Source organism: Sporosarcina sp. GW1-11, from assembly GCF_033088395.1.
GTDB lineage: Bacteria > Bacillota > Bacilli > Bacillales_A > Planococcaceae > Sporosarcina.
Genome location: NZ_JAPMIW010000002.1, coordinates 12,185 through 38,752, shown reverse-complemented (window position 1 = coordinate 38,752; position 26,568 = coordinate 12,185). Strand labels below are relative to the sequence as shown.

Annotated in this window: 25 protein-coding genes, 2 pseudogenes and 1 riboswitch (1 of these 28 running past the window's edge); of the genes and pseudogenes, 6 read left to right on the top strand and 21 right to left on the bottom strand. The window is 41.3% G+C overall.

From position 1 onward, the window contains the following. Together parC and parE are read right to left on the bottom strand one after the other, a co-directional pair. Positions 1-1,009 (bottom strand): annotated as a pseudogene (gene parC, locus ORD22_RS02235) (DNA topoisomerase IV subunit A) (it extends 1,386 nt beyond the left edge of the window). Further along, positions 1,006-3,021 (bottom strand): DNA topoisomerase IV subunit B, encoded by a 2,016-nt coding sequence (gene parE / locus ORD22_RS02230; protein WP_317644240.1) that lies wholly within the window; start codon positions 3,019-3,021, stop codon positions 1,006-1,008. The pseudogene parC and the gene parE overlap by 4 nt, the downstream one beginning before the upstream one ends. Positions 3,022-3,250: 229 nt before the next feature. Here parE and plsY point away from each other — a divergent pair, with 229 nt between their 5' ends. Both plsY and ORD22_RS02220 read left to right on the top strand, forming a co-directional pair. Further along, positions 3,251-3,853 carry a glycerol-3-phosphate 1-O-acyltransferase PlsY gene (gene plsY, locus ORD22_RS02225; protein WP_317644239.1) on the top strand — a complete coding sequence of 201 codons (603 nt, stop codon included), beginning with the start codon at positions 3,251-3,253 and terminating at the stop codon, positions 3,851-3,853. 22 nt (positions 3,854-3,875) lie between these two features. After that, positions 3,876-4,172 carry a HesB/YadR/YfhF family protein gene (locus ORD22_RS02220; protein WP_317644238.1) on the top strand — a complete coding sequence of 99 codons (297 nt, stop codon included), beginning with the start codon at positions 3,876-3,878 and terminating at the stop codon, positions 4,170-4,172. Between the two features lie 22 nt (positions 4,173-4,194). On the opposite strand, the gene ORD22_RS02215 is transcribed toward ORD22_RS02220, so the two are convergent. The 3 genes from ORD22_RS02215 to acnA all read right to left on the bottom strand — a co-directional run bounded on the left by ORD22_RS02215 (position 4,195) and on the right by acnA (position 8,319). After that, a complete protein-coding gene (locus ORD22_RS02215) occupies positions 4,195-4,512 on the bottom strand; it encodes a hypothetical protein (protein WP_317644237.1) in 318 nt (105 codons plus the stop codon). Beyond that, complete coding sequence (locus ORD22_RS02210; protein ID WP_317644234.1) at positions 4,512-4,937, bottom strand: acyl-CoA thioesterase; 426 nt, start codon at positions 4,935-4,937, stop codon at positions 4,512-4,514. The genes ORD22_RS02215 and ORD22_RS02210 overlap by 1 nt, the downstream gene beginning before the upstream one ends. A gap of 667 nt (positions 4,938-5,604) precedes the next feature. Next, positions 5,605-8,319, bottom strand: coding sequence for an aconitate hydratase AcnA (gene acnA / locus ORD22_RS02205; RefSeq protein WP_317644233.1), 2,715 nt, complete (start codon positions 8,317-8,319; stop codon positions 5,605-5,607). 362 nt (positions 8,320-8,681) lie between these two features. On the opposite strand from acnA, the gene ORD22_RS02200 reads away from it, so the two are divergent. Then, positions 8,682-9,230 carry a cysteine hydrolase family protein gene (locus ORD22_RS02200; RefSeq protein ID WP_317644232.1) on the top strand — a complete coding sequence of 183 codons (549 nt, stop codon included), beginning with the start codon at positions 8,682-8,684 and terminating at the stop codon, positions 9,228-9,230. Positions 9,231-9,370: 140 nt separating this feature from the next. Continuing rightward, positions 9,371-9,625, top strand: a complete 255-nt coding sequence (locus ORD22_RS02195) for a GlsB/YeaQ/YmgE family stress response membrane protein (protein WP_317644231.1) — start codon at positions 9,371-9,373, stop codon at positions 9,623-9,625. 38 nt (positions 9,626-9,663) lie between these two features. Here ORD22_RS02195 and ORD22_RS02190 read toward each other — a convergent pair whose 3' ends face one another. The 5 genes from ORD22_RS02190 to ORD22_RS02170 all read right to left on the bottom strand — a co-directional run bounded on the left by ORD22_RS02190 (position 9,664) and on the right by ORD22_RS02170 (position 11,740). Further along, on the bottom strand, positions 9,664-10,338 hold the full coding sequence (locus ORD22_RS02190; protein WP_317644412.1) for a lytic transglycosylase domain-containing protein: 675 nt from the start codon (positions 10,336-10,338) through the stop codon (positions 9,664-9,666). 26 nt (positions 10,339-10,364) lie between these two features. Next, positions 10,365-10,955, bottom strand: a complete 591-nt coding sequence (locus ORD22_RS02185) for an SCO family protein (RefSeq protein WP_317644229.1) — start codon at positions 10,953-10,955, stop codon at positions 10,365-10,367. Positions 10,956-11,075: 120 nt separating this feature from the next. Continuing rightward, positions 11,076-11,201 (bottom strand): YvrJ family protein, encoded by a 126-nt coding sequence (locus ORD22_RS02180; RefSeq protein ID WP_099688982.1) that lies wholly within the window; start codon positions 11,199-11,201, stop codon positions 11,076-11,078. Between the two features lie 74 nt (positions 11,202-11,275). Further along, positions 11,276-11,494: a DUF2922 domain-containing protein gene (locus ORD22_RS02175; RefSeq protein WP_317644228.1), complete on the bottom strand. Its 219-nt coding sequence runs from the start codon at positions 11,492-11,494 to the stop codon at positions 11,276-11,278. 21 nt (positions 11,495-11,515) lie between these two features. Beyond that, positions 11,516-11,740, bottom strand: coding sequence for a DUF1659 domain-containing protein (locus ORD22_RS02170; protein ID WP_317644226.1), 225 nt, complete (start codon positions 11,738-11,740; stop codon positions 11,516-11,518). A 131-nt stretch (positions 11,741-11,871) separates the two neighbouring features. On the opposite strand from ORD22_RS02170, the gene ORD22_RS02165 reads away from it, so the two are divergent. After that, a complete protein-coding gene (locus ORD22_RS02165; RefSeq protein ID WP_411567611.1) occupies positions 11,872-12,318 on the top strand; it encodes a DUF2621 domain-containing protein in 447 nt (148 codons plus the stop codon). 240 nt (positions 12,319-12,558) lie between these two features. On the opposite strand, the gene ORD22_RS02160 is transcribed toward ORD22_RS02165, so the two are convergent. From ORD22_RS02160 to ORD22_RS02110, 11 genes and pseudogenes are all read right to left on the bottom strand, one after another. Further along, a complete protein-coding gene (locus ORD22_RS02160) occupies positions 12,559-12,909 on the bottom strand; it encodes a DUF6568 family protein (protein WP_317644225.1) in 351 nt (116 codons plus the stop codon). 105 nt (positions 12,910-13,014) lie between these two features. Beyond that, the gene (locus tag ORD22_RS02155; RefSeq protein WP_317644409.1) at positions 13,015-14,082 is read right to left on the bottom strand and encodes an NAD(P)H-dependent flavin oxidoreductase; all 1,068 of its coding nucleotides are present in this window, start codon (positions 14,080-14,082) and stop codon (positions 13,015-13,017) included. A gap of 288 nt (positions 14,083-14,370) precedes the next feature. After that, positions 14,371-14,571, bottom strand: a complete 201-nt coding sequence (locus ORD22_RS02150) for a cold-shock protein (protein WP_025783429.1) — start codon at positions 14,569-14,571, stop codon at positions 14,371-14,373. Positions 14,572-14,876: 305 nt separating this feature from the next. Further along, positions 14,877-16,686, bottom strand: a pseudogene (locus ORD22_RS02145) (M3 family oligoendopeptidase). A 217-nt stretch (positions 16,687-16,903) separates the two neighbouring features. Beyond that, positions 16,904-17,743, bottom strand: a complete 840-nt coding sequence (locus tag ORD22_RS02140; RefSeq protein WP_317644224.1) for a GGDEF domain-containing protein — start codon at positions 17,741-17,743, stop codon at positions 16,904-16,906. A gap of 17 nt (positions 17,744-17,760) precedes the next feature. Then, positions 17,761-17,844, bottom strand: a riboswitch (cyclic di-GMP riboswitch). 19 nt (positions 17,845-17,863) lie between these two features. Continuing rightward, positions 17,864-20,383 (bottom strand): EAL domain-containing protein, encoded by a 2,520-nt coding sequence (locus ORD22_RS02135; protein ID WP_317644223.1) that lies wholly within the window; start codon positions 20,381-20,383, stop codon positions 17,864-17,866. A gap of 270 nt (positions 20,384-20,653) precedes the next feature. Then, positions 20,654-21,172: a CcdC family protein gene (locus tag ORD22_RS02130; protein ID WP_317644222.1), complete on the bottom strand. Its 519-nt coding sequence runs from the start codon at positions 21,170-21,172 to the stop codon at positions 20,654-20,656. Beyond that, positions 21,165-21,497: a thioredoxin family protein gene (locus ORD22_RS02125; RefSeq protein WP_317644221.1), complete on the bottom strand. Its 333-nt coding sequence runs from the start codon at positions 21,495-21,497 to the stop codon at positions 21,165-21,167. Before ORD22_RS02125 ends, ORD22_RS02130 begins: the two co-directional genes overlap by 8 nt. Before the next feature lie 32 nt (positions 21,498-21,529). Further along, on the bottom strand, positions 21,530-22,240 hold the full coding sequence (locus ORD22_RS02120) for a cytochrome c biogenesis CcdA family protein (RefSeq protein ID WP_317644220.1): 711 nt from the start codon (positions 22,238-22,240) through the stop codon (positions 21,530-21,532). A gap of 126 nt (positions 22,241-22,366) precedes the next feature. Next, entirely contained in the window at positions 22,367-24,145 is a 1,779-nt protein-coding gene (locus ORD22_RS02115; RefSeq protein ID WP_317644219.1) for an ABC transporter ATP-binding protein, read from the bottom strand. Then, complete coding sequence (locus ORD22_RS02110) at positions 24,138-25,898, bottom strand: ABC transporter ATP-binding protein (protein WP_317644218.1); 1,761 nt, start codon at positions 25,896-25,898, stop codon at positions 24,138-24,140. The genes ORD22_RS02115 and ORD22_RS02110 overlap by 8 nt, the downstream gene beginning before the upstream one ends. A 320-nt stretch (positions 25,899-26,218) precedes the next feature. On the opposite strand from ORD22_RS02110, the gene ORD22_RS02105 reads away from it, so the two are divergent. Then, a complete protein-coding gene (locus ORD22_RS02105; protein ID WP_317644217.1) occupies positions 26,219-26,524 on the top strand; it encodes a TIGR04104 family putative zinc finger protein in 306 nt (101 codons plus the stop codon). The last annotated feature ends 44 nt before the right edge of the window (positions 26,525-26,568 follow it).

Sequence of the window (26,568 nt, the reverse complement as noted above, 5' to 3'; positions counted from 1 at the left end):
CTGCGATTGCGATCATATTGAAGTTATACGTGATCTGCAAATCGGTATGCTTAAGTAAATATTGCATAATCGCATTGCCATCCATATCTTTCTTCAGTTCCACGACAATGCGCAAGCCTGTACGATCCGATTCATCACGAATTTCCGCAATGCCGTCAAGTTTACGGTCATGGCGCAATTCGTCCATTTTCTTCACTAAATTCGCTTTATTGACATCATACGGAATTTCCGTAATGGCGATTTGTGTTTTACCAGCTTTTAGTTGCTCAATTTCCCATTTAGCACGGATAATGAAGCGCCCTTTACCCGTTTTATAAGCTGTTCGTATACCGTCTGTCCCTTGAATAATTGCCCCTGTAGGGAAATCAGGTCCCGGAATGACTGTCATCAACTCTTCCACACTCACGTCAGGGTTCTTCAGGCGCATTAATACGGCATCAATCACCTCATGCAGGGCATGAGGTGGAATGTCTGTTGCGTAGCCTGCTGAGATACCTGTCGAGCCGTTGACGAGCAAATTAGGGAATCGCCCGGGTAAAACGGTTGGTTCTAGTTCAGTATCATCAAAGTTCGGTGCAAAATCGACCGTTTCTTTACGGATATCACGTAGCATTTCGCTAGCAATGGCTGATAAACGAGCTTCTGTATAACGCATCGCAGCAGCTGAGTCACCGTCTACGGATCCGTTATTCCCGTGCATATCAATCATTTCATGACGTAATTTCCATGACTGACTCATACGTACCATCGCATCATACACAGACGTATCGCCGTGCGGATGGTAGTTACCGATTACGTTACCGACTGTTTTCGCTGACTTACGGAACGCTTTATCATGCGTATTTCCTTCATGGAACATCGCGTAGAGGATTCGACGCTGAACTGGCTTTAAGCCGTCCCGCGCATCTGGTATCGCGCGGTCTTGGATAATATACTTACTGTAACGCCCAAATCGATCACCAATAACTTCTTCTAAAGGTAGATCTTGAAACGTTTCTGAATGGGTCATTCCATATCCCCCTCAACATGTATAAATGCATTATCTAATATATTATGTTCTTCAATTAAACCAAAATCGACATTTTCTTCAATCCATTTACGACGTGGTTCGACTTTATCACCCATCAACGTAGTTACACGACGTTCTGACTTCGCGCCATCCTCAATCGTAACACGGATCAATGTACGCGTTTCAGGATTCATCGTCGTTTCCCATAATTGATCGGCATTCATCTCACCAAGACCTTTATAGCGTTGAAGCATATAGCCTTTACCGATTTTCTTCATCGCTTCAGCTAAATCGGATTCTGTCCATGCATACGCTAGTTTTTCACTTTTACCAGACCCTTTGAACACTTTAAACAAAGGTGGCAGTGCAATATATACTTTTCCAGCTTCGATTAACGGCTTCATATAGCGATAAAAGAATGTTAGCAATAAAACTTGGATATGTGCACCGTCTGTATCGGCATCGGTCATGATGATGATTTTATCGTAGGCTGCATTTTCAATTTGGAAATCTGCACCGACACCTGCACCAATCGCATGGATGATCGTATTGATTTCTTCATTTTTCATAATATCTTCAAGTTTCGCTTTTTCAGTATTGATTACTTTACCTCGTAGTGGCAAGATCGCTTGGAACGTACGATCACGACCTTGTTTAGCGGAACCGCCCGCAGAGTCACCTTCGACAAGATACAATTCATTCTTCGCAGCGTTTCTCGATTGTGCAGGTGTTAGTTTACCTGACAATAACGTATCAGACTTTCTACGTTTTTTACCCGAACGTGCATCTTCTCGCGCTTTTCTCGCTGCTTCACGTGCTTGGTGCGCACGAATCGCTTTACGCACCAGATTCGCACTTAACTCAGCATTTTCTTCTAAAAAGTACAATAGCTTCTGAGAAACGACCGCATCTGTTACGGTACGTGCTTCACTTGTACCTAATTTCCCTTTTGTCTGGCCTTCAAACTGCAAGATTTCTTCAGGAATGCGGACGGAAACAATCGCCGCAATTCCTTCACGAATATCGGAGCCATCTAAGTTCTTATCTTTTTCTTTCAGTAATCCTGCTTTACGGGCGTACTCATTCACCACACGAGTCATCGCCGCTTTCGCACCTGTTTCATGCGTCCCGCCGTCTTTTGTACGTACGTTATTGACGAATGAAAGAATCGTTTCAGCATAGCCATCGCTAAATTGGAAAGCAAACTCAACTTCGATCCCGTCTACTTCGCCTTCTAAATATGCCACTTCATGCAGCACGTCTTTTTCTTCATTCAAGTATTCGATAAACGCTTCAATACCAGATTCGTAATGGAAGACGTCTGATTTGTCGGTGCCTTCTTCTTGTAACGTAATCTTTAAACCTTTTAATAGAAAAGCGGACTCACGCAATCTTTCAGCCAGTGTGTCGTATTGGTATTTGATCGTTGAAAAGATCGTTGTGTCTGGTTTGAAATGGATAACCGTACCCGTCTCTTTCGTCGTGCCGATTTGTTCAAGCGTTGTAGCCGGCTTTCCACCATTTTCAAAACGCTGACGAAATTTTTTGCCTTCGCGATAAATCGTTACTTCCAACCATTCAGATAGCGCGTTGACGACTGACGCCCCTACACCGTGCAATCCACCACTTGTCTTGTAGCCGCCTTGACCGAACTTTCCACCTGCGTGCAATACGGTCAATATGACTTCTGCAGTTGGTTTTCCAGATTGGTGCTTCCCTGTTGGCATCCCGCGTCCGTAATCTCGAACACTTACGCTGCCATCTTTATGGATTTTTACATCGATTTCATTACCGAATCCAGCCAATGCTTCATCGACTGAGTTATCGACAATTTCATATACTAAGTGATGTAATCCTCTAGTATCCGTGGAACCGATATACATCCCAGGTCTTTTTCGTACTGCTTCTAAGCCTTCTAAAATTTGGATTGAACTATCATCATACGTATTTTGAATTTTATGTTTCGTCAAAATGAAACCCCCGTCAAACAAATGTTCTCTTATTTTTATCATACATCTTCTGATAAACCTTGTCAAATCAACGTTTTGTTTCAGCTCAACCTATTGTATAGAAGAAATGTGAGGAATGCAATGCGGAAACAGTGACAACGTTCGGAACGATTTTTTTGAGGTTGTCCATATTTCCGTGTTCTGTAGAGCCTAATAGAAAACTATTATTGTCCAAAACTTGTGCTTCTGCTACACTTAAAGCAAACACTTATACATGCAAAAGGGGTTCATTATGGATAATTATATGATCATTCTAGCAGCCTATCTGCTCGGTTCGATACCTTCCGCTTTATGGATTGGGAAACTATTTTATCAAACCGATGTTCGAAAGCACGGCAGCGGCAATATGGGTGCTACGAATACATTCCGGGTACTTGGTAAAAAAGCAGGCATAGTGGTGACGCTACTTGATATTTTCAAAGGAACAGCTGCTGTTCTATTGCCTCTACTACCATTCTTCGACGGTACAAGCATTCATCCATTGATACTCGGTGTCATCGCTGTACTAGGCCATATTTTCCCGATTTTCGCAGGGTTAAGAGGCGGTAAAGCGGTCGCAACGTCAGGCGGCGTCTTACTTGGTTATAGTTGGCCGATTTTCTTGCTAGTGATCATAACGTTCTTGATTGCTTTAAAGCTAACGAAAATGGTATCGTTAACGTCAATCATCGTCTCGATTCTCGGACCCATCTATTGTCTAATTTATTACGTAATGAGCGGCGATCTTTACTTATTATTAGTCGTCACACTGATGGCCTTCTTCATTTTCTATCGCCACCGTGCCAATATTAGCCGCATTAAGGATGGAACGGAACCGAAGATCAAGTGGTTATAACCTAGAAAGGACGTTTTACTGCATGAATATCAAGGTATCAGAAAAGGCTATTCACTGGTTCCAAGATGAAATGGAAACCGCTTCAGGTGACTATGTAAAGTTTTTTGCACGTTATGGCGGATCAAGTCCATTACATGAAGGTTTTTCAATTGGTATTACAAAAGAAATACCCGATGAAATTGCGGCAGAAACCGTGATCGATGGTGTTCATTTTTATGTAGAAGCGCGCGATCTTTGGTTCTTTGATGCACATGATTTGCATGTAGATACGCACCCTGCGAGCGAAGAACTAGCATTTCATTATCATCGCACGAATTAAAATAAAATGGTAAGCACAACTCCTACAATGAGTTATGCTTACCATTTTTTAATCGACTTAATTGATCAAAGCGCTGTTCTTTTTTTAAAATTTCTACTTGGCGTTCGCCTAGCAGATCAAAATGAGGATATTTTTCTCTCGAATGAATCCACTCACGGCGTAAACCGTATTGTTCTCCCCACTCTACTAGCTTATCCAGGTCGTTGCACCCTACTTTTGTGACGGTATTGACGTTCGGAAAGCGATCATCCAACCAGTAATGCGTTAAAAAAGCGATGTGTCCCTGTTCCACTTCCCTCTTCCAGTCTCGCAATTGCTGACGATTGATGCCAAATGCCATCAGTCTTTCACCCGCCGAATTTCCGAATATTTCGCATCCCACTCTGGATGAACTTTACGTAAAGCGATCGGTCGGAAACTTTCTTTCTTTACAATTACGTGCTCCGAAATGGCAGTTGCCGCTATCGTGCCGTCTGCATGTAAGATTTCATAGCCATAGACGGTACGAAGCTTGCCGTGCGACTCGACCCACGTGCGGACCGTGATCGTTTCTCCATAGGTAATGGATGTCTTATATTTCACTGAGAGCTCTGTAACCGGCGCTAAGTAGCCGTCCTTCTCTAGTTGTGCGTAGCGGAAGCCTAGGTCTTGGATAAGCGTCGTACGCCCGATTTCCATCCAGACGAGATAGTTCGCATGGTACACCACACCCATCTGATCCGTTTCTGCATAGCGAACTTCAATTTGTTTTTCACTGCTGAACATGTATAATCACCCCACTCTCTAGTATAGCGAATGTAAATTCAGTTGGCTTGTGAAAACATCGGGAAATGTTAATAAAGGTTGAAATAGAAATTGGAACTTGGTGTGTGGTCCGGGATTTACGGCAAAGATATGCTCCTAACGCTACGCTTTTACTCGCAAAAGCCGTACTACGCAACGGCTTTCGCTACAGAAGGGGACGCTTTCCGGAGGGCGTGGCTTGAGCCTCCTCGTCCGCTAACGCTACCTGTGGGGTCTCAAGGCGCACGCTGATCCTCCCGGAGTCGCCCCTTCTTTCGCTTCAATCCTACATTAAGAATTGAAATAGTTTGAAACTTCATTGAAGTTTTCAAGTAACATAGTTTCTGTTCTTTACCACTTTAAGTTCAATTTAAAAATCCAGGTCAAAAGCTGAAGATCTTACTCGCTTCCTTCAGAAGAATATGCTAGTGAAGCGTAGTGTAAGGCGGCGACTCTGGGAGGATCAGAGCGACAGGTGAGACAACCAGGGGAGCTTGCGACCGGTTGGCTCACCGCGCTCCCTCCAGAACGCGTCCGCCTGGAACGCAGCGTAACGGCATCCTTTCCCTCACCTCACCCAATTACTTCATCTACATGCTAAAAAAGAGTACCCGGACTTAGCCGGGTACTCTTTGTATAAGCTATTATCTTACTTTGCAGCCAACTTGTTACGAAGAACCATTTGCAGGATTCCACCGTGACGGTAGTAGTCAATTTCAACTTCAGAGTCGAAACGAGCTAGTGCGTCAAATTCAGTTACCTTGCCGTCTGGAGCTTTCGCAGTGACTTTAAGGATTGAACGTGGCTTCACGCCTTCAGCGATATTTACGCTGATTTCTTCTTCGCCCGTTAAGCCTAGAGACTCAACGTTTTCGCCATTGATGAATTGAAGTGGAAGTACACCCATCATCACAAGGTTTGAACGGTGAATACGCTCGAAGCTTTCTACGATAACTGTTTTAATGCCAAGCAAGTTCGTTCCTTTTGCTGCCCAGTCACGTGAAGAACCCATTCCGTAGTCTTTACCGCCAAGAACTACAAGACCTGTTCCGTCTGCTTGATATTTCATCGCAGCATCATAGATCGGCATAACTTCTTTAGTTGGCCAGTACGTAGTGAATCCACCTTCTGTGCCAGCAGCGATTTGGTTACGGATACGGATGTTAGCGAACGTTCCGCGCATCATTACTTCGTGGTTACCACGACGTGATCCGTACGAGTTAAAGTTACGTGGCTCTACGCCGTTTTCACGCAAGTAGATTCCTGCAGGTGTATTCAAACCAATTGCTCCAGCTGGTGAAATGTGGTCAGTCGTGATTGAATCACCGAACTTACCGATTACACGCAAGCCTGCAAGTGTTTCGATTGGACCTGGCTCTTTCGAAAGGTTTTCGAAGAACGGAGGATTTTGGATGTACGTTGAAGCGTCATCGAAATCATACAATGAATCATCAGTAGTTTCGATTGCGTTCCACGCTTCGTTTTCTGTGAATACGCGAGCATATTCTTTACGGAACAATTCAGGAGTAACTGTAGCATTCAATACATCGTTAACTTCTTGTGTAGAAGGCCAGATGTCTTTGAAGAATACGTCGTTACCGTCTTTGTCTTGTCCGATTGGATCTTTAGCGAAGTCGATGTTCACAGTTCCAGCTAGTGCATATGCAACAACTAGTGGTGGTGAAGCTAAGTAGTTCGCTTTAACGAATGGGTGTACGCGTCCTTCGAAGTTACGGTTACCAGAAAGTACAGACGTAACTAGAAGATCTTCGTCGCCAATTGTTTTTTCGATTTCAGGAAGTAATGGACCGGAGTTTCCGATACATGTAGTACATCCGTAACCTACTGTGTTGAAACCAATTTTGTCCATATATTCTGTAAGACCAGAATCGTTCAAGTAGCCAGTAACGACTTTTGAACCTGGAGCCAATGAAGTTTTAACATATGCAGGAGGTGTAAGTCCTTTTTCAACAGCTTTCTTAGCAACTAAGCCAGCAGCTAACATAACGTAAGGGTTTGAAGTGTTTGTACAAGATGTGATAGCTGCGATTGCAACGTCACCTGTTTTCAATTCAACTTTACGGCCATCTGCGAATTCGATTGTGCCTTTTTTCTCAAGCTCTTTTGGTGTTAGACCGAAGCCTTGCGTTCCTTCTGGAGCTACAACTGCATCTTTGAACGACTGTTGCATTTCAGTCAATGGAATCAAGTCTTGTGGACGCTTAGGACCTGAAAGGTTTGCAGCGATATCACTTAGGTCGATTTCTACAACTTTAGTGAAGTTTGGCTCTTCAGCATCAGGAGTGAAGAACATATCGTTTTCGATCAAGTATTGCTTTGTAACTGCGATGTGGTTTTCATCACGGCCAGTTAAGCGCATGTAGTTTAGAGCTTCTTCGTCAACTGGGAAGAATCCACATGTAGCACCATATTCTGGAGCCATGTTCGCAATTGTTGCACGGTCAGCTAGCGGCAACTTCGATACGCCAGGGCCGAAGAATTCAACAAACTTGTTAACAACGCCTTGTGCGCGAAGAGTTTGAGTTACTTTAAGTGCTAGGTCAGTTGCAGTCGTTCCTTCCGGAAGATCTCCAACTAATTTTACACCGATAACTTCTGGAATAGGGAAATATGAAGGCTGTCCAAGCATTCCTGCTTCAGCTTCAATACCACCAACGCCCCATCCAAGTACGCCGATCCCGTTAATCATTGTTGTGTGGGAGTCAGTTCCTACCAATGTATCTGGGTACGTTTCGAATGAACCATCTTCGTTTTCAACAGCGTGAACAACGTTTGCAAGGTACTCCAAGTTTACTTGGTGAACGATACCTGTTGCAGGTGGTACAGCACGGTAGTTATCGTATGCTTTTTGTGCCCAGCTCAAGAACTGGTAACGCTCAGCATTACGTTCGAATTCAAGCTCCATGTTCATTTGAAGAGCTTGTGGTGTACCATAGCTATCTACTTGTACAGAGTGGTCAATTACTAGATCTACTGGAATTTCAGGGTTGATCTCATTTGGATCTCCACCTAGTTCTTGCATTGCTGAACGCAATGAAGCTAAATCAACAACTACAGGAACTCCTGTGAAGTCTTGAAGGACTACGCGTGAAGGTTTGAATGGTACTTCAGCGTCTGCGTTTTGTACAGTTCCCCATTTAGCCAAGTCTTCTACGTGCTCATCTTTGATGACGTATCCGTCGTGTTGACGAAGTACTGATTCTAGTAATACTTTCACTGAATAAGGAAGTTTAGATACGTTTGCGATTCCTGCTTCTTCTAAAGCTTTTAAACGGTAGTAGTTATATGTCTTTCCATTTACTTCGAAAGACTTACGACTGTTATGCAAATTGCTTTTTGCCATGAGTTGATTTCCTCCCTTTATGTACTTAAGTACTGAAAGATGAAAAGTACACATCTTTCCTCTACTCCATCTTAGTATAGCAAAGAACAATAGTAAAATACAGATTATTTATAGTGAGACATAAGAAAACGTTATGACTAAATCAAATATCATTAAGAATTCTCAATTAGTCTTTCGTATTCTCAAATAGACTATGTTTTTCTATAAAAATTCCATTTAATGTAACAAGAAGAAGTTTTTCTTGTCATATGATTCAATAATCTTTCACTAATTACTATCTGTTTCTTCGGTTGAGTGTCTTTACATATGACTAGCCATTCAATCGGCACTATGACAAAATAAGAAAAAAGGAGTGAGTTCAATTGAAGAAAGCATTACTAGTAGTCGATTATACGGTAGATTTCGTCGCAATAGATGGTGCCTTAACATGCGGCGAACCAGGAATTGCGCTAGAAGAATATATCACTGAATTAACGACTACCTATTTAGAGCAACAACTACCAGTATTCGTCATTAATGATCTACATGAAAAAAATGATCCTTATCATCCAGAAAGCGCCCTCTTCCCTGCGCATAATATTCGAGGCACGGCCGGGAGAAATCTCTACGGCAAACTACAAGATCTTTACGAAACGCATGCAGAAGATATCATTTGGATGGATAAAACACGTTATAGCGCATTCGCTGGTACGAATTTAGATATTCAATTACGCTCAAGAGGTATTCGTGAAATTCATTTAACAGGCGTATGCACAGATATTTGTATTTTACATACCGCAGTCGATGCGTACAATCTTGGGTATAAGATTTTCGTTCACGAAGGTGGCGTCGCAAGCTTCAATCCGATCGGCCACGACTGGGCATTGTCGCATTTCACAAACACATTAGGTGCTACGGTGATTCCCAAATAAATCAGTAAAAGTTCAGGCAGAAATCCATCTGTCTGAACTTTTTTTGCATACTATATAATAATAAATGTTTCATGTATTAAAAAGATGGTAATACAAATACTAAGCAAGCGCTACAAACACATTAAAAGGAGATGAGCAACATGAGCTTTATTTGGTTCTTAATTATCGGAGGTATTATTGGTTGGCTAGCTGGCCTTATTGTTGGAAAAGATATTCCAGGCGGTATTATAGGTAATATTATTGCGGGTATTATTGGTGCGTGGGTTGGTGGCGCATTGTTAGGCGAATGGGGTCCACAGATTTCTAGTTTCTACTTTGTCCCTGCGTTAATCGGTGCGATTGTACTCGTATTTATTGTTAGCTTGATCATGAAAAGTATGCGTAAAGCCTCTTAATAATTTAAAACGCGAAGCCAGTAAGTTGGCTTCGCGTTTTATTTTTTAGCTTGTCTTTCGGATTGCTTACGTTGTTCTTCAAATTCGTGATAATACCAGAGAACGTCCTCTACGTACTTTTCACTATGGTTGTAGGTGAACACCGCTTTTTCTATGTTACCATCTGCTGCTCCGCTATCGGACAAATAGTTAGCTGCACTGAAGATGGCGTCTTCCATATCAAACGGATCGGCAATACCGTCTCCGTTAGCATCGACACCATAGCCACCATATTTCGCGATGACGTCCGGATTGGTCTTGTCTTTTTCCGGGATACTTCCCTTACCCAATTCTTTACAACCTGGATAATTCCAGCCGACAAATGTACACGGCATGAACTGCATCGGACCTTCTGCACCTACTGGTGATACATCCGTACGCATCGTAGAGAATCTAGTTTCAATCCGATGGTGCGCCGCCAGCAATGTCCATGGAATATTGTATTCCTCAGCTGCGGCGATATAAATGGGAATATACTCCTGTGGTACCGTTGCACCTGTCTGCCGATCGTGAATCGTAAATAGCACATCAGCAGATTTATCGATGACTTCCTTTGTCCCGAAATTCACAAAAAGAATTGCAGAAATCGTAAAGAGCGTGACGGCAACAGGTACGAATAAAACCAAGAAAGCGATCGTTACGCGGACGGATCGGCGTAATCGTCTTTTCTTCATTGCCATTGCCTCACCCTTCCTAGTATTTAGTTACCTTCTTTAATCAACGCTTTCATATCTTGAACGATTGTATCATATGGGACATTATCTTTCCCATCATATAGTTTAACTACTTCGTTTTTCTGATTCACTAAACCGAAAGAAATACCGTGCAATACTTGATCGTCATTCGGAATTTGCTTAACGATTTGTTTAAACGATGAAGCGGCTAATTTTTCAATCGTTTTCATATCATAACCAGTCAACATCTCCCATTTACTTTCGTCGGGCGCGCTGAATAATCCTAAATATTTTTTCAGTTCTTCTGGTGTATCTACATCTGGATCTACACTGAATGAAACAAGTTTATAATCTTCTATATTATTATCAATCAATTGCTCTTGCAATCTGACCATATTGCTCATCATCGGCGGACACGCTGTCGTACATTTTGTAAAGACGAACTGTGCAAGCCATACAGTACCTTTTAAGTCTTCATCTGTTACAGTTTCATTGTCTTGATTCGTAAATTCGAATGAATCTACTTTATACTTATGATCTGGTTTAAATTCTCCGCCACATGCACTTAACATCAGCACAAAAATGAGCGTTAACGGAATAAGAAGCTTTTTATACATAATTGATTCCTCCACCTTTTGATAGTCACTTTATCATATCGAAAGTTCCGGTGCCATACAAGGCGGAGGGTAAATGCAATTTGGCTAATCATTGACGGAATCATGAAGTTCTAGTGAAGTTTACCGATTCATATCCGAAAGAACTTGATGGATCGCTTCTAGCTTCACTTCTAAACGATGCAGTAGGTAAAACGATACGAATATCGGAAACCCTATATCTTGAACAAGCTGTAGCCATTGCTCCATGATCGACTCCTCCTTTCTATGGTAGATAAAAAACCGGCTTCCAGTAAAATACTGAAAACCGGTTGTTCGTATCGTTAGCGTGCCAATAAAGTATGTGTATCGCGTTCGACGATCCGAGCGCTTTTAATCGTTGCGAGTGGTGATTCTTCGATAACGAAAACGCCACTCGCAATGACTTGCTGCATGACTAACTCTACTTGCGCAGCTGTCAAATCCACGCTCGGTTCATCTACCGTTAGTTTGAGCATTTCTTGATCCGCAGTCAAAAATGTCAACTCCAATACTTTTGCCATATGTTACCTTCCCCTTTTCCATTAATTATTTTGGATGTCTTCTGTGATGACTCTGTCTACCTTAATCATCGGATAGTCAGATAGTGATGCCAATTGTGTTAACGCTGTGTACAGATTGGCCGCAGATGCTTGGCTTGTAACATTCTTATACGTCTTCACTTTACGAATGACGTATCCTTTGTCATTCACACCTGCGTTAAAGTGAATTCTGCCAGTTGCTTGATTAAATTCGAGTGATGCGCTCATGTGGATCACCTCCTTTCATCCGCTATATAGAATGAAAGGAAGAAAAGGATACTTAGTTAGTGAAATATTTTAGATTTCCTCTTATAATAGAAGGTAGAATGGAAGAGGTGAAAACAGTGCAAGACCTATTTATGTGGTTTATCCTATTTTGGGGCGTTGTACTCATTGGGTTATTTGCCATTGGCGGATTTTTTATGTTCCGGAAGTTCTTGAAAGTATTGCCTAAAGCAGACGGGAAATCTACGCTCGACTGGGAAGAGCACTTCGTTAATGAATCCCTGCATTTATGGAATGACGAAGCGAAAGTCATGCTGAATGAGCTCGTCTCACCCGTCCCCGAACTTTTCCGAGACGTAGCGAAGCAAAAGATCGCTGCGAAAATTGGTGAAACTGCCTTAGAAGATCATGCGAAAACAATTGAGTTCGACCATATTATCGAAGGCTATATTCTCGCGACACCGAAACGCGACCATAACTTCTTGCGTAAAAAGCTGAAAGAGATGGAAATCGATGTGCAGCCGTACGAGCATTTATTTAAGTTAAAAACAGCTACGGTAGTGCAAGATTATCGTACGTAAAAAAATACAGAAAAGGCCACTCATTCCTAAGCGAATGAGTGGCCTTTTACGTGTGCATAGACTATCAAGTACAGCGCACGCTCTTCTTGTTTGTTGTTGCTAGAGAGGATGTATGATTGAGTAGGGCGATAGATGCTTCTGCACGCTAAAGAAATGTAAATTTTCTACTAATCGCATGTATGCGCTTGTGATAGAAGGATAAAAAAAGCGCAAATCTTCAAGTAGATTTGCGCCTGTACATTATTTATTCATAAAAGCTTTGATTTCTTCTTCCGGCATAGATGAATCACATTTTACGTTTACTGTATCACCGTTCGTATAGATGAAACCTGGAACTGTTGGAATGTCGTATTCTTTACGGAAAGCCGAAATACCATCCATATCTGTTGGTTCCACGCTATTGACATAATAAATTGTCGTATTCGTTTCCCCTGCGACCTTTTTTAGTTTAGGGACGAATAGTTGACAATAAGGACATACAGACTTGCCGATATAGATGACGGCCTCGCCTTCCCCTTTTACCAACTCTTGTGCTCTTGCGGAATCAATTTTTTCAAAACTTGCTACCGTTTCTTCGTATGTAGTCATCATCGATCCATCTCCTTTCATTTCTTAACTTAGTATACAACATTGTGTATATGTTCCAACACATTCTGCTTATATGCTTGAATTCGGTATGAACTGTACGTATTACATCTATCTCTTATGCATGATGCCGTCAATTTGTGAAACCATGTTTGCTAATAAGTCGTTAACGGTTTGCTTCTTGCTCATACGCGGCGATTGCCCACTCCAAAGATGCATCCATTCCGGTCGGTTTTGCTTGGCGGCCTCACCTCGTATACCCGTAGTTAACGTATTCATAACTGGATAATCTGGCAGACTTTGTTCGTAAGGCTGCAGTTCCCTACTAAATTCATTTTGAATACCTCTTGCTGGTTTACCGCTGAATACGGATGTGACAACGGTTTGATCTTCTGTACTCGTTAAAATTGCTTCGATATGTTGTTGTTTCGCTCCGCTTTCAACAGTGGTCACAAATGCAGTTCCCATTTGAACCGCCTGCGCTCCAAGTGTAAGAGCGGCTAACACACCTCTGCCATCCATGATTCCTCCAGCCGCGATTACCGGTATGTGAACATGATCTGCAGCTTGCGGTACAAGAGACATCGTGCCAATCATAGCTTCCGTAAAGGGGCTTGCAAACGTACCTCGGTGACCACCCGCCTCACTTCCTTGCACTACTACCATATTCATTCCGGACTCTTCATTGATGATTGCTTCGTTAACCGTCGTTGCCGTACCGATGACGACAATATTTTCTTGTTTTAATCGTTGGATAACTTCTTTAGAAGGGACACCGAATGTAAAACTACAAACGGCTACCCGTTGTTGAATAATTACCTCCAGTTGCTTATCAAAGGTTTCAGTTGAGTACAGTCCCACTTGCGGTTCTGCAACGTTTAGTTTTTCACGAAAAGGTCGCAACAGTTCATTTGCTTTGTCAATCTTTTCATCACAATGTTCCGGGAATTCGGGAATAAACAGATTGACCCCGAAAGGTCGATCCGTTAGTTCTTTTATTTTAGTAATTGTTTCGTTCATTTCATCTGCAGTCATATATCCAGCGCCTAGCGTTCCTAGACCACCCGCATTAGACACAGCTGCGACTAACTCGGGTGTCGTTGTCCCGCCAGCCATTCCTGCTTGAATGATTGGATACCGAATTCCTAACGTTCTTGTCAATTCGTTGTTATTCCACATCATCTCGGGCCTCCTATTCCTATCATTAAAATTTTATATACACAAAAAACTGTTCTACTTTTTTCATTCATCCTATTATCCCATCTACTTTTCAAACATTCAATTAATACCGAACTATATAGAATCCTTTGTCTATGCCCGGTTTACTTAGGAAGTAGACAAAAAAGTCCCTCCGCCGAAACGGAAGGACTAGTCTAACGCTATCAAATGATCCGAATGAACGATATTAGCAGATAATGAAGCGCATAAAAAAAAGATCCTACATATAGGATCTTTTTAAAGCTATAATTAAGCTTTTTGAACGTTTGTAGCTTGTAGGCCACGTTGTCCTTGTTCGATTTCAAAAGTTACGCTTTGACCTTCGTCTAAAGATTTGAAACCTTCGCTTTGAATTGCTGAGAAATGTACGAATACGTCTTCCCCTGCTTCACGTTCGATGAATCCAAAACCTTTTTCTGCGTTAAACCATTTTACTGTACCTTGTTCCATAATTAATTGCCTCCTAGTGTGGATGTCCACACAATATGTTACTATACTTGCTCAAATCACCTTAGACGAAAGACAAATCTATTCTCTATCGGAAGAACAAAGATAATACTTCTTAAGAATAACATGAGAATGTTCAAATAGCAAGCGAAATGATTTGTACTTAAAAATAACGACATGACAATCTACTTACTAACACGATGCACAACCCGCAATTCGTCTAGCGCTCTATTATGATTTCTTCGTGATCTATCAGTAGAAAAAGGCACTTACCCCGCTTGAACATGAGATAAGTACCTTCTACACATTTACTTCTTTAAAGCATTCGTCAATTCAATAAATTCTTCTACGTCTTTTCCAACGAGCTCAATTCCAGCAACCCAGAAATCTTCTTTCGTGATATCTACGTCCAGATGTTTCATTGCTAGGTCTTCTACGTTCATTGATCCAGTATCTCGTAGTAAAGCAATATACTTCTCTTCAAATCCTTCCGGTTGCTTCAAATATTCCGCGTAAATGCCTAGACTGAATAAATAACCAAATGTATACGGGAAATTATAGAACGGTACACTATCGATAAAGAAGTGTAACTTCGCTGCCCAGAAATGCGGATGATAGGAGGAGAGACTATCACCAAATGCTTCTTTTTGTGCGTTGACCATTAGTTCATTCAACCGCTTTTCTGATACAATGCCATGTGCACGTTCCGTGTAAAAGCGATTCTCAAACAAGAAGCGCGCATGAATATTTAAAAACATCGCGGTTGCGCCTTCTAATTTATTTGCTAAAAGGGATATTTTTTCTTCAGTAGATGCAGCGTTTTTCACAGTGGCATCTGCAATAATAGTTTCAGCAAACGTACTAGCTGTTTCCGCCACGTTCATGGCGTAGTTACGGTTCAATTCCGGTAAATCCTTCATTACGTGACTATGAAACGCATGGCCCAATTCATGTGCCAATGTACTCGTATCACTTGGTGAACCTGTGAACGTCATGAAAATACGGGACTCTTCAAATTCCGGTAAGCTTGTGCAATACCCCCCCCGGACGTTTATTCGGGCGATCTTCCGCTTCCACCCAGCGGTTTTCTAGCGCGTGTTTTGTAAAGTCCGTTAGTTTTGGACCAAATGACGAAAAGTGCTCTATAACAAAATCACATGCCTCATCATAGGTGAATCGTGTAGGTTTTGTTTCACCTACCGCAACGGGCGCTTCAACATCTTGCCAGCCCAACTGATCCATTCCGAACAAATCCGCTTTTTGTGCTAAATAATCAATAAACGTTTGTTTCTGTGCGTCCACCGCAGACCACATCGCTGTAAGTGTCTTCTCTGTCATGCGGTTGTATTCAAGCGGTTCTTCTAAATGACCTTCTCTTCCGTGAGCTTGTTGTAATGTTAAGCGATAACCCGCTAAATGATTCAGGATGTCTGCAAAGATGGGTCCATTTTTCGACCATGTTTTTTCCCAGTTTTCAAAAAGCTTCGCACGCACCTCTACATCAGGATCAGCGTACATTTTATTCATCGCTTGCCCAACAGATAGGTCAGTCGTTTGACCCTCTTGATCTGTAAAGGGAACCGTCATAACGGAGACTACTGTATTATATAAATCGCTCCACGCTGCGATACCATCTTTATTCAACGTAGCAATCAGTTTTTCTTCTTCTTCAGATAACAGTCGTTTGCCTTGTTCACGTATCTCATCCAATGAAAAGCTGATTTTTGTAAAAGCATCCTGTTGCAGGAGTGTATGCCATTTTTCATCGGGGATCGCTACTAGTTTTTTAGTGAAAATCGTGGATAGTTGCTGGATTTCACTGCTAAGTTCCATCACTTGACCTTTGACAACGCTTGCATGTTCATCGTCCATGAAGGCGTCATGCCACATATTGATAAATGTACCTACCTGACCTAAGCCTTTACCAATGACTTCTTGTTGCGTTAATATCCCCTGCAAGTTCGAAGCATCGTTAGCTGGATCGCTATCCCAGTCCTGCAATTGATCTGCATAGCGCTTAATATCTTCTTTTATAGATGTAATTTTCGTCTGTACTTCTTCTGAATTTGTTCCGCCTGTAAATATACTCTCTAAATCCCACGTATCGTTATATTTCATATTGCGTCACTCTCCTCATTGATCTTCTGTTACAGGATGTGCCAAACAGAGATAGCGTATTCTTTCATTGCGTAACCCACTGACATGTAAAATATAAGATATATCGTTCTTTTCATCAACTATATATGACTTTACGTGGAATATAATATGTACAATAAAAAAAGAACAGCCTGTTAGACTAGCTGCTCTTTGAATAATCTTATTCTACTTAATACCCTCATCTATTAACGACTACCTGATTTCTACCGTTTTTCTTTGCTTGATATAAAGCATGATCTGATTTTTCGATAAACTGCTCTACTTGCTCTCCATTGTAACTGGACAGTCCTATGCTAATTGTAAAATGGATCTGTTCATTGTTATACGTGTAATCTGATTGTTCCACAGCTTTACGTATACGTTCGGCTATAATTAGTCCTTCCACAACATCGGTGTTTGGCATTACAACCCCGAATTCTTCGCCTCCCAAACGAACGAAAGCATCTGATGGCCTTACGCAGCTCTTAATAATCGTTGAAGTATGCTTAAGTGCTTCATCCCCACATGGATGCCCATAACTATCGTTAATTTTTTTAAAATGATCTATGTCTAACATAAGAAAGGTCAATGGGCTGTTCGACATCTTACTAAAGGGAATGGTTTTTTCCATGTACATATCAAAATATCTTCGATTATAAATTCCAGTTAAGGTATCTGTAATGGTCAAATCTTCAACCTTTTTAAGTAATATATGGGATTTTCGTATAAAGTATCCAACCGTTAGAAGGATAGACCAATTAATGATTGAATCTAAAACAAGTCCTTTACATTCAATAGAACCGGGGTGAATATTCTGAGCAAGTACTGTTATATACTTCACAAAACTGAAGAAAACGCCAACCCCTATAATTACTCTCCATTTTGGATACCTATTGATAATGATAATACTCGGAATGAGAGTAAGCGTCCATATAAATGGATACCGTCTACTCGCCTCCTCAGTCAAAATCAAATCTGTAAAAACAAGGGCAGCGGTACATAAAAAAACTACTACATATATAAAGCTTTTTTTTACCAACTACCTTCCTCACTCCTTTCGGTAACCCAGCCATCATAGCTACATGCCTTAGATCTGTGGTTTTGCGTCATTATCTTTCAATAATTTTGCCTTTTCAATTGAGTTGCAGGATCACTATCATTAATTGCGTAAGTTTTTAATAAACACGTAACGATCCTCAGTTACAAAACTACAGTCCGGAACTAAAGGAGACTTTCGAAGCTTTATCGCAAGTTTATTTAATATCGGCGCAACTTCAGCACGTTCACCCTCATCAATAGTATATTCTACACCATATTGATACATGTCTAATTTTACTTCATTCATCCAGACAACTGAACCAAGTAGCTTAATGGTTTCGCCAAATAAGTGCGTCTCAAATTCAAGAATGATATTAGGATTTACTGTAAGCTTTAAATCTGTTAAAAAGCGAAGACCACCTAATCCAATATCCTCAATTAATACTTCTGTTCTTCCTACGTCCACCGTACGGCCATTGATGCGCGTAAGTGTCATTGAACCACTGAGCGGGAAATGAAGAGGGACTCTGAAAAATCGTCGCCTTTCCTCAAACGTTTTATTTTCTACTTTGAGACTAGTCGGTATATCGATTGTTCCAATCTTTAATAATTCTTCAAATTCAGTAGCTGGTACTGGTTTTGAAAATAAATACCCTTGAATAATCTTACAGCCCATTTGCTTTAACAGATCGTATTGCTCAACAGTTTCTACACCTTCAGCTACAACGCGCATCTTCAGATTACTCGCAAGCGTAATAACGGTTTGCGTAATTATGTTCGATTCATTCTCTTCATCGTGACTTAAAGTCGTGATAAAGGAGCGATCAATTTTCAATGTGTTAATATATTTATTAAACTTAGTTAAAGAAGAAAGTGATGAGTAACCTGTACCAAAATCGTCAAAGGAAATTGATATTCCTGTTTTCATCAGTTCATGTAAAGTCGTCAAGACAATTTTTTCATACTCTAACATAGAAGTCTCAACAATTTCTATTTCGATACACTCAGGGTCAAGCGTAGTTTCTTCCAAAATCTCCTGAAAGGTGTTTACGAGGTTTTTATCCAAAAATCGTTTGGCTGATAAATTTACTGAAATAGGTATATGTGGAAGGCCCATTTCTTGCCAAGCTTTAATTTGTTTAGCTACCTTCCAATTCATCTTCAGGTCCACTTCGGCTATTAATCCCTGTTCTTCTATTATCGGCATGAACTCATTTGGAGATAGAATCCCCCACTCCGGATGATTCCATCTAATCAGCGCTTCTGCCCCTACTATTTTATTATTCTCTGTGCTTACTTTTGGCTGATAGTAATATTCGAATTGATCTTCTTCAAGTGCTAGACGGATGTCAGCCCCTAACTTAAACGTTCTAAATGTTCGAATATCCATTATAGAAGAATATACTTTTACCGTATTGATCCCTTCTCGTTTTGCGTTGTGTAGGGCTATATCCGCATTTTTCATAAGAGTGATTGAATCCTCAGCATCCGTCGGGAAAATACTAATACCAATGCTGGCGCTCATAAAGAGTCTATACGGACCGATGACAAATTCCTCTTCCATTGAGGCAATAATTTGCTTTGCGGCTTCAATTATTAAGTTGCTCGTTTTACAGTTAGGCGAAATGATCGCAAACTCGTCACCAATCATCCTATATAGTTGGTATTCATCACCAAGCACTATCTGTAGGCGTTTAGAAATAGCTTTCAATAACTCATCTCCAACGCGATGACCGAGCGTATTGTTTGTATATTTAAATCTATCCAAGTTTAAGTACATAATGGATAGCTTCTGGTCCAACGTTTTAGCGATGACTAATTCTTTTTCCAAACTTTCTTCAAAAGACTTTCGATTGGGTAACTCTGTCAATTGGTCATAGTAGGCAAGAAAATTGATCTTCTGCCAAGACTTTTCTCTTTCTGTAATATCTTTCGCTGTACCCAAAACGATTGGTTCACTGTCTATATTAATCAATTTGGAATGTAATTCGACTTTTATCTCCGATCCATCTTCCCGAATGACACGGGCATAATGTGTTATTCCTTTTTTTCCATCTTTTAACCAATCAAAGTTGGATTGCATGTTTTGTAAATCATCTGGATGAACATACTTACTAATATTGAAACCGGCGTCAGGGTAGTTCGTTCCGAGTAGTTGATGGTAGTATGGATTACCATATAAGAGGTGTCCATCCTGTAAAATATACACACCTACTAAAGCTCCTTCTACGATTGCCCTAAATTTCGCCTCTGATTCCAGTAAACTATTTTCAATTTTTTGTACTTCAGATTTATCTTTTATAATTCCAAAAACACCGGTTACCTTCCCGTCTACAATTGCAGGAATCAGTATAATCCGAATCGGTATGCTCTGACCGTTCGCATGGATAAAGAAGGATCTCATACTTCTCGATTCTCCATTAAGAACTTCTGAGAAGTTTTTCAGATAATTTTCCAGCTGACTTTGCGGTAAATAACTGGTAATAGGTGTAGACAAAACTTCCTCAAATGAATAACCACTTAGTTTCGATAAATTTTGATTTGCATTTTCAATCACATGTTCCCTAGTTAAATACATTGCTATATCGGGATTATCCTCAAACATGGAACGGTAAAATGTATCTTTATCTATATTTTTCATCCAGCCATTCCTTTCTTTTGAATTCTAAATACCTATTTCAAAGAACTCAAACGACTTAATAATATTTACCTATTATCATATCATATTACTTTCGGAAAGCTTGTCAAACAAACCGTAGTCTATTATTAAAAGCTAGTCCGACTTGAGATATCATAAATTTGAACTTATATTTCATATATATAATAAGCATATTTCCCCATAAGAAAACACCCTAAACGTTAGATTGTAAAACTCTAACATTTAGGATGCATATGAGATGTAGCCCTAACATTACTTACTATATTGTTTCTCCAGTCGCTTATACTTCACAAGCATCCCAATCCGCCACGGCAAAATCATCGAAAACGCAAGAATGAAGAACATCCCGCCAAGTTCCCCGACGTCAATCGTGTTGCTTAAGACAATCTTGCCGACCAGCCGAATGACGAGCAAGCTTAGCAAGATTACGAGAAAGGCTTTTGACTTCTTCAAATAAATGCCGTCTTCCTTCATTTCAAATCGTGTCGTATAAATTAAGAATGTAGAGAATATGAGACCGACCAGACTCGCTTCTGCTACTTGTGTCCACGGTACTTGAAATTCATCAAACAAGAACATTAACATACCCGTTGACATGAACAGTGGCGGTAGAATAATTTTCTTCGCCTGGATCGGCTTATTCGACGCCTTCGCGCGCATCGTATAGACGAATGTCGTCATGACGATAAATACGACTGTTGAACCGATGATTAAGTAGATCGGTGGAATGCTGTTGAATATATAATCGACTAACTCTTGTAGCTTAATCATTTTCTACGTTCCCCCACCGGACCAGTTCCTCCATGCGCTTCTTCAAATCATTCATCGGAACGATCCGAGCAAAACGAGCGAGTTCCTTTTTGTCGTGGAATAACAACACGACAGGTGCTGTGAATAGCGCAAGTTGTCCTGCGATTTCAGGTACCGCTGTTGCATTGACGCGATAAAATGGAAATGGGTACTCACTTTCGAGTGCCGCCACTTGCGGGTAAAGACCTTCACAAACTGAACAATTTTCAGTTTTTACATACAATAAAAATTGTGTCGATTGATCGAGCATTTCTTGCCACTCGTCAAAAGAAGTAATTTCCTGCATAGACACACCTCACTTTCACTTCACTGCCTACATCAGAACCCTTGGAAATCACCGAAGATCGGGCTCAGTAAACTAGTCAAAAACACCATGCCGTCAAAGAACAACAGAATACCGAATGCGATCATTAAGTAGCCACCGACTTTCGTGATAGTCATACTATGTTTGCGGATCCAGCCGATTCTTGTGATAAAGAATGACAAGAAGAAGAAAGGAATCGCAAACCCTAGTACATATAGCATCATATACAGCATACTAGACGCTGGATTGGTTGCGGCTAGATAAATAATGGCGCCGATGATGGGTCCCATACAAGGCTGCCAACCGGCCGCAAACGCTAGGCCGATGAGCGCTGTACCAAGATAACCAGCTGGACGATTTTTAAATTGCAAGCGTTTATCTTTCATTAGAAACTCGGGTTTAAATAATCCAACCGTCATCAAACCGAAAACTACGATGAAAATTGCACCCGCTTGACGAAGCAAGTCTTGATACTGTAAAAAGATGGACCCGATAAATGACGTACTGAATCCTAAAATAATAAATACTACGGAGAATCCAAGTAAAAAGAACAGCGTATGTAAAACACCCGTACGACCCATCCCTTTTGACTTATCACTGAGATCATCTAGTGACATACCGGTAATATACGATAGAAAGGCCGGGTATAGTGGTAATACGCAAGGAGAAATGAAACTTAGAAAACCTGCTCCAAACGCGAAGAAAATATTTACATCCGTCCCCAACATAATTCCTCCTTCATTCTAAGGAATAGTAGAGAGCTGACGACTACGCCAGCTATCCCACTCTATCGTACCAAACCAAAGGAGAGATTACGCATCATTTGTTTGTGACATCTTTTTGACAGCCTATCAAGCATTCTCTTGCGTACCATTTTGCAATTCATACATCGTGTAATACAAGCCTTTTTGCGCAAGTAACTCCGCATGCGTTCCTCTTTCAACAATTTCGCCACGATGAAGCACGAGAATTAATTCGGCATCTTGAATCGTACTCAATCGGTGCGCAATCGCAATTGTCGTTCGACCTTGTCGCATTTTCGAGAGACTCGATTGAATCGCCACTTCCGTTTCCGTATCGATATTCGCTGTTGCTTCATCCAGCACTAGCACTTTCGGATTCATCGCAACCGTCCGCGCAAATGCCAGCAACTGACGCTGACCGCTGGATAATGTAGATCCTCGTTCTGTCACATTTTGCTGATAGCCGTTTGGCAGTTCATTGATGAATTGATCGGCTTGTACGAATTCTGCTGCCGCTCGGATATCCGCATCTGATAAATCGGTGTTATGCAGTCGAATATTACTCGCGATATCACCATAGAACATAAATGGATCCTGTAGCACCAATCCAACTTTTGCACGCAATTCTTCTACTGGATAGTCTTTAAGCGACACACCATCAATCAAGATTTCGCCTCGCTCATACTCATAGAAACGCATAAATAAATTGATGATGGAACTCTTCCCACTGCCTGTATGACCGACCAACGCCACCGTCTCGCCTGCATTCGCTGTAAATGTAATATTTTTCAAGACATCGGCTTTGCCATCATAACTGAATGACACGTTACGGAACTCAATCGTCCCCTTCGTAATCTCCTGCGTAGTTCCTGCAGTTTGCACCGGCTCTAGCTCTGTTTCGTCAATCAATGTAAACACGCGCGATGCAGAAACAATAGCTTGCTGGAAAATGGACAAGCGCGACATGACTTGCTGAATCGGCTGAAACAAGCGACGAAGCAAAGTCGTAAACGCGTAGATAATTCCGACATCCACTGGCTTCGCAAGCGATACTAGACCAAAATAACTAAGCACCGCTACAATGGCCACGGTATACAATAAATCGATAAACGGCGTCAGTAACAACGTGTCAAACTTAATATTGCGCATGCCTGCACGATAATGACCTTCATTGACCTCTATAAATTCGTCGGACAGTCGTTTCTCCTGGCGAAATGCCTGAATGATTCCCATACCAGAAAGTGATTCTGAAATTTTCGCATTCAATTGACTTAACCGTTCCCGTATGTCCTGATAAAATTCTGAACTGTAATAACGATAGACAGCGACTACGATTAAAAATACGGGTAATAAAATGAGTGTATAGAGCGCCAGTTTCGCATCGAGTGTGAACAATGCGATATAGACACCGATTAGCCCGAAAATCGCTTGTAAAAATGTTACCGCCACACCGACGAACATTTCCTTAATCGATTCCGTATCATTCGTTACCCGCGAAACGATACCGCCAGCAGGTGTTTGATCGAAATAGCGCAGTCCTAGCTTTTGTACTTTCGTAAAGACATCAATCCGTAATTGTTGGATGATCGCTAGTGCAAGCTTTTGGAAACGCAACGTCTGGAAATAGGAAGCGATGATATGGACGAGTTGCAGCGCAATATATACACCCGCCAGTAACCAAACCTGCGACTTTGGAAATTCGAGAGGCACTACATGGTTATCGATAAATGTTTGAATAACTAACGGACTGACTACAGTAGCCGTTACAGTTAATAGAAGCAAGACGATCGCAAGTAGCGCACTGCCTTTAAATGGTAGGACATAACGCACTAAACGCACAAACGTTTTCCATTGATCTCTAGCAGACAAGTCTTGTTGCTTATTCATATGTCTCGCCTCCTTGCTCTACAATGGATTCAAGCTGTTGTAAATCGTACATTTCCTTGTAGATTCCTTGTTGTGCAATCAATGTCTCATGATCACCGATTTCCACAATGTCTCCGTCTTCCATCACAAGTATTTGATGAGCATGTTGAATAGCGCTTAAGCGGTGAGACGTAATAATCGTCGTCTTCCCCTGTCGCTGCTCTTTCAATGACTGAAGAATGGCTTCTTCCGTCCGCGCATCGACTGCAGACAATGAATCGTCCAGCAATAATAGTTCCGGATTCATTAAGAGTGCACGGGCAATCGATACTCGCTGGCGTTGCCCACCTGATAACGATACGCCACGTTCACCAACAAGCGTTTCGTAGCCATCACTAAACGACAATATATCTTCGTGAATATGTGCGGCTTTCGCAGCTTCCACAATTTTCTCACGATCGATTTGTGGATTTGTGAACGCAATGTTTTCAGCAAGCGTTGTAGAAAACAAGAAATGATCTTGCGGCACATAGCCAATCGCTTGGCGTAAACTTTCTTTCTTATAGCGCGTGATTGGAATACCACCATAACTGATGCTTCCTGTATAACTATCAAATTCGCGCATTAATATTTTCAACATCGCCGTCTTCCCAGATCCTGTCTTACCGACGATGCCGAGCGTTTCTCCTTGTCTCAACGTGAAGTGCAAATTACGTAATGAAGGTTTCGTCGCGTCAGGAAACGTAAACTTGTCCACCGCAAAGACGATATCTCCATGCGGAGGCGTCGCAATAGCATTCGTTCGATCCTGAATTTCCGGCTCTACTGCCAGCAACGACAAGATCCGTGTGTACGATGCGTTTCCACGCTCGACAATATTGAAGAGGAAGCCAATTGCCAACATCGGCCACGTCAATAACCCTAAATAGGCAATAAACGCGATCAAGTCACCAACCGAGATGTCTCCAGATAAAATGAAGCGCGTACCGAAGTAAAACGATAAAATATAGGATATCGCAAAAATCCCCGCAATTGTCGGATCAAATAACGCGTCAATTTTCGCGACACGCATATTTTTCTCTACAACTTCCTCGGAACGTTCCGTAAATTCCGCGATATCTTCTTTTTGCTGACCGAATGTCTTCAGTACCTTCACACCTGAAATACTTTCCTGCGTTTTGTCATTCAAATCCGAGAACGCTTCTTGCGCGGTGCGGAATCGCTTGCGCAGCAGTCGTCCATAATAACTCGTTAATAGGACCATGAACGGAATCGGAATGAGCGCAATTAACGTCAGCTTCCAACTAATCGTCAACGCCATCGTCAAGATGACAAAACCACCCGTCGATAATGAATCCGCTAGCGTCAAAATCCCCATACCCGCTGTTTGCTGCACCGCGTTAATATCATTTGTCGCATGCGCCATCAAATCTCCGACTCTACGCCGCTGATAAAAGGACGGGGACATCCGTGTGAAATGCAGGAATAACTGTTCCCGTAACGTTCGCGCCAAGTACACGGAAGAACCGTAAATCATCGTCCGCCACAAATAGCGCCCGCCATACATCAATAGCCCCGCTACCGCTAAAATAATCATCCAGCGCGTCAACATCTGTAACGTCAATTCATCCTCCGTCACCGCATCCACAATCATGCCAATAATTTTAGGAGGCGCCAATTGGAGGAACGCCACAAACATTAACGTAATAATCCCAATAATATAGTGCTTTTTTCGTTCTTTAAAAAACCAGCCCAAATCCATTAAAACCTTCATGCACTTTCTCCTTTCCGTAGATCTATACCTTTACCCGTTACTTCATCGGCCTAGTCTCCAATTGAGTTTACCAAAACTCGTATGATATCGAAAGGTACGCAACTTAAATATTTCGGTTAATGAAATAGTTCGTTATGAATGAGTCGTCAAATGTATGTTGATCGTGAAGCATAGAAGTGATAATGGCTCTATAAGCAAAGTGATAGAAAGCTGCTTATTTCCAATTAATGAAACTTATCGGTCATTAAGAACGTATTAATAGTAGTGCTTTGGGTTATTCAACTAACGGACCATATAAAAGAGAGAGAGGAGTGGTTTATATGCCAACATGCCAAAATTGTCATAATAAATGGAGTTGGAAAGAAACTATTAAAAAGACGACAACATTAAATCCTACAATGACTTGTCCATACTGCGGAGAAAAACAGTTTCAAACGCAAAAATCCAAAGGGAAAATTGCGATGTTAACACCTATCGTTTTATTACCACTACTCATTCAAATTTTCTTTGATGTGCCAGGAGTTATATTATTTAGCTTATTCCCAATTTTATTTATTCTGGTTATCGTTCTATATCCGTTTTTTGTGGATTTAAGTAGCGAAGAGAAATACATAGGCGAACATTGAAAATATATACTGGAAACGGGGGCCTTTACGTGGTAGCGAACAAA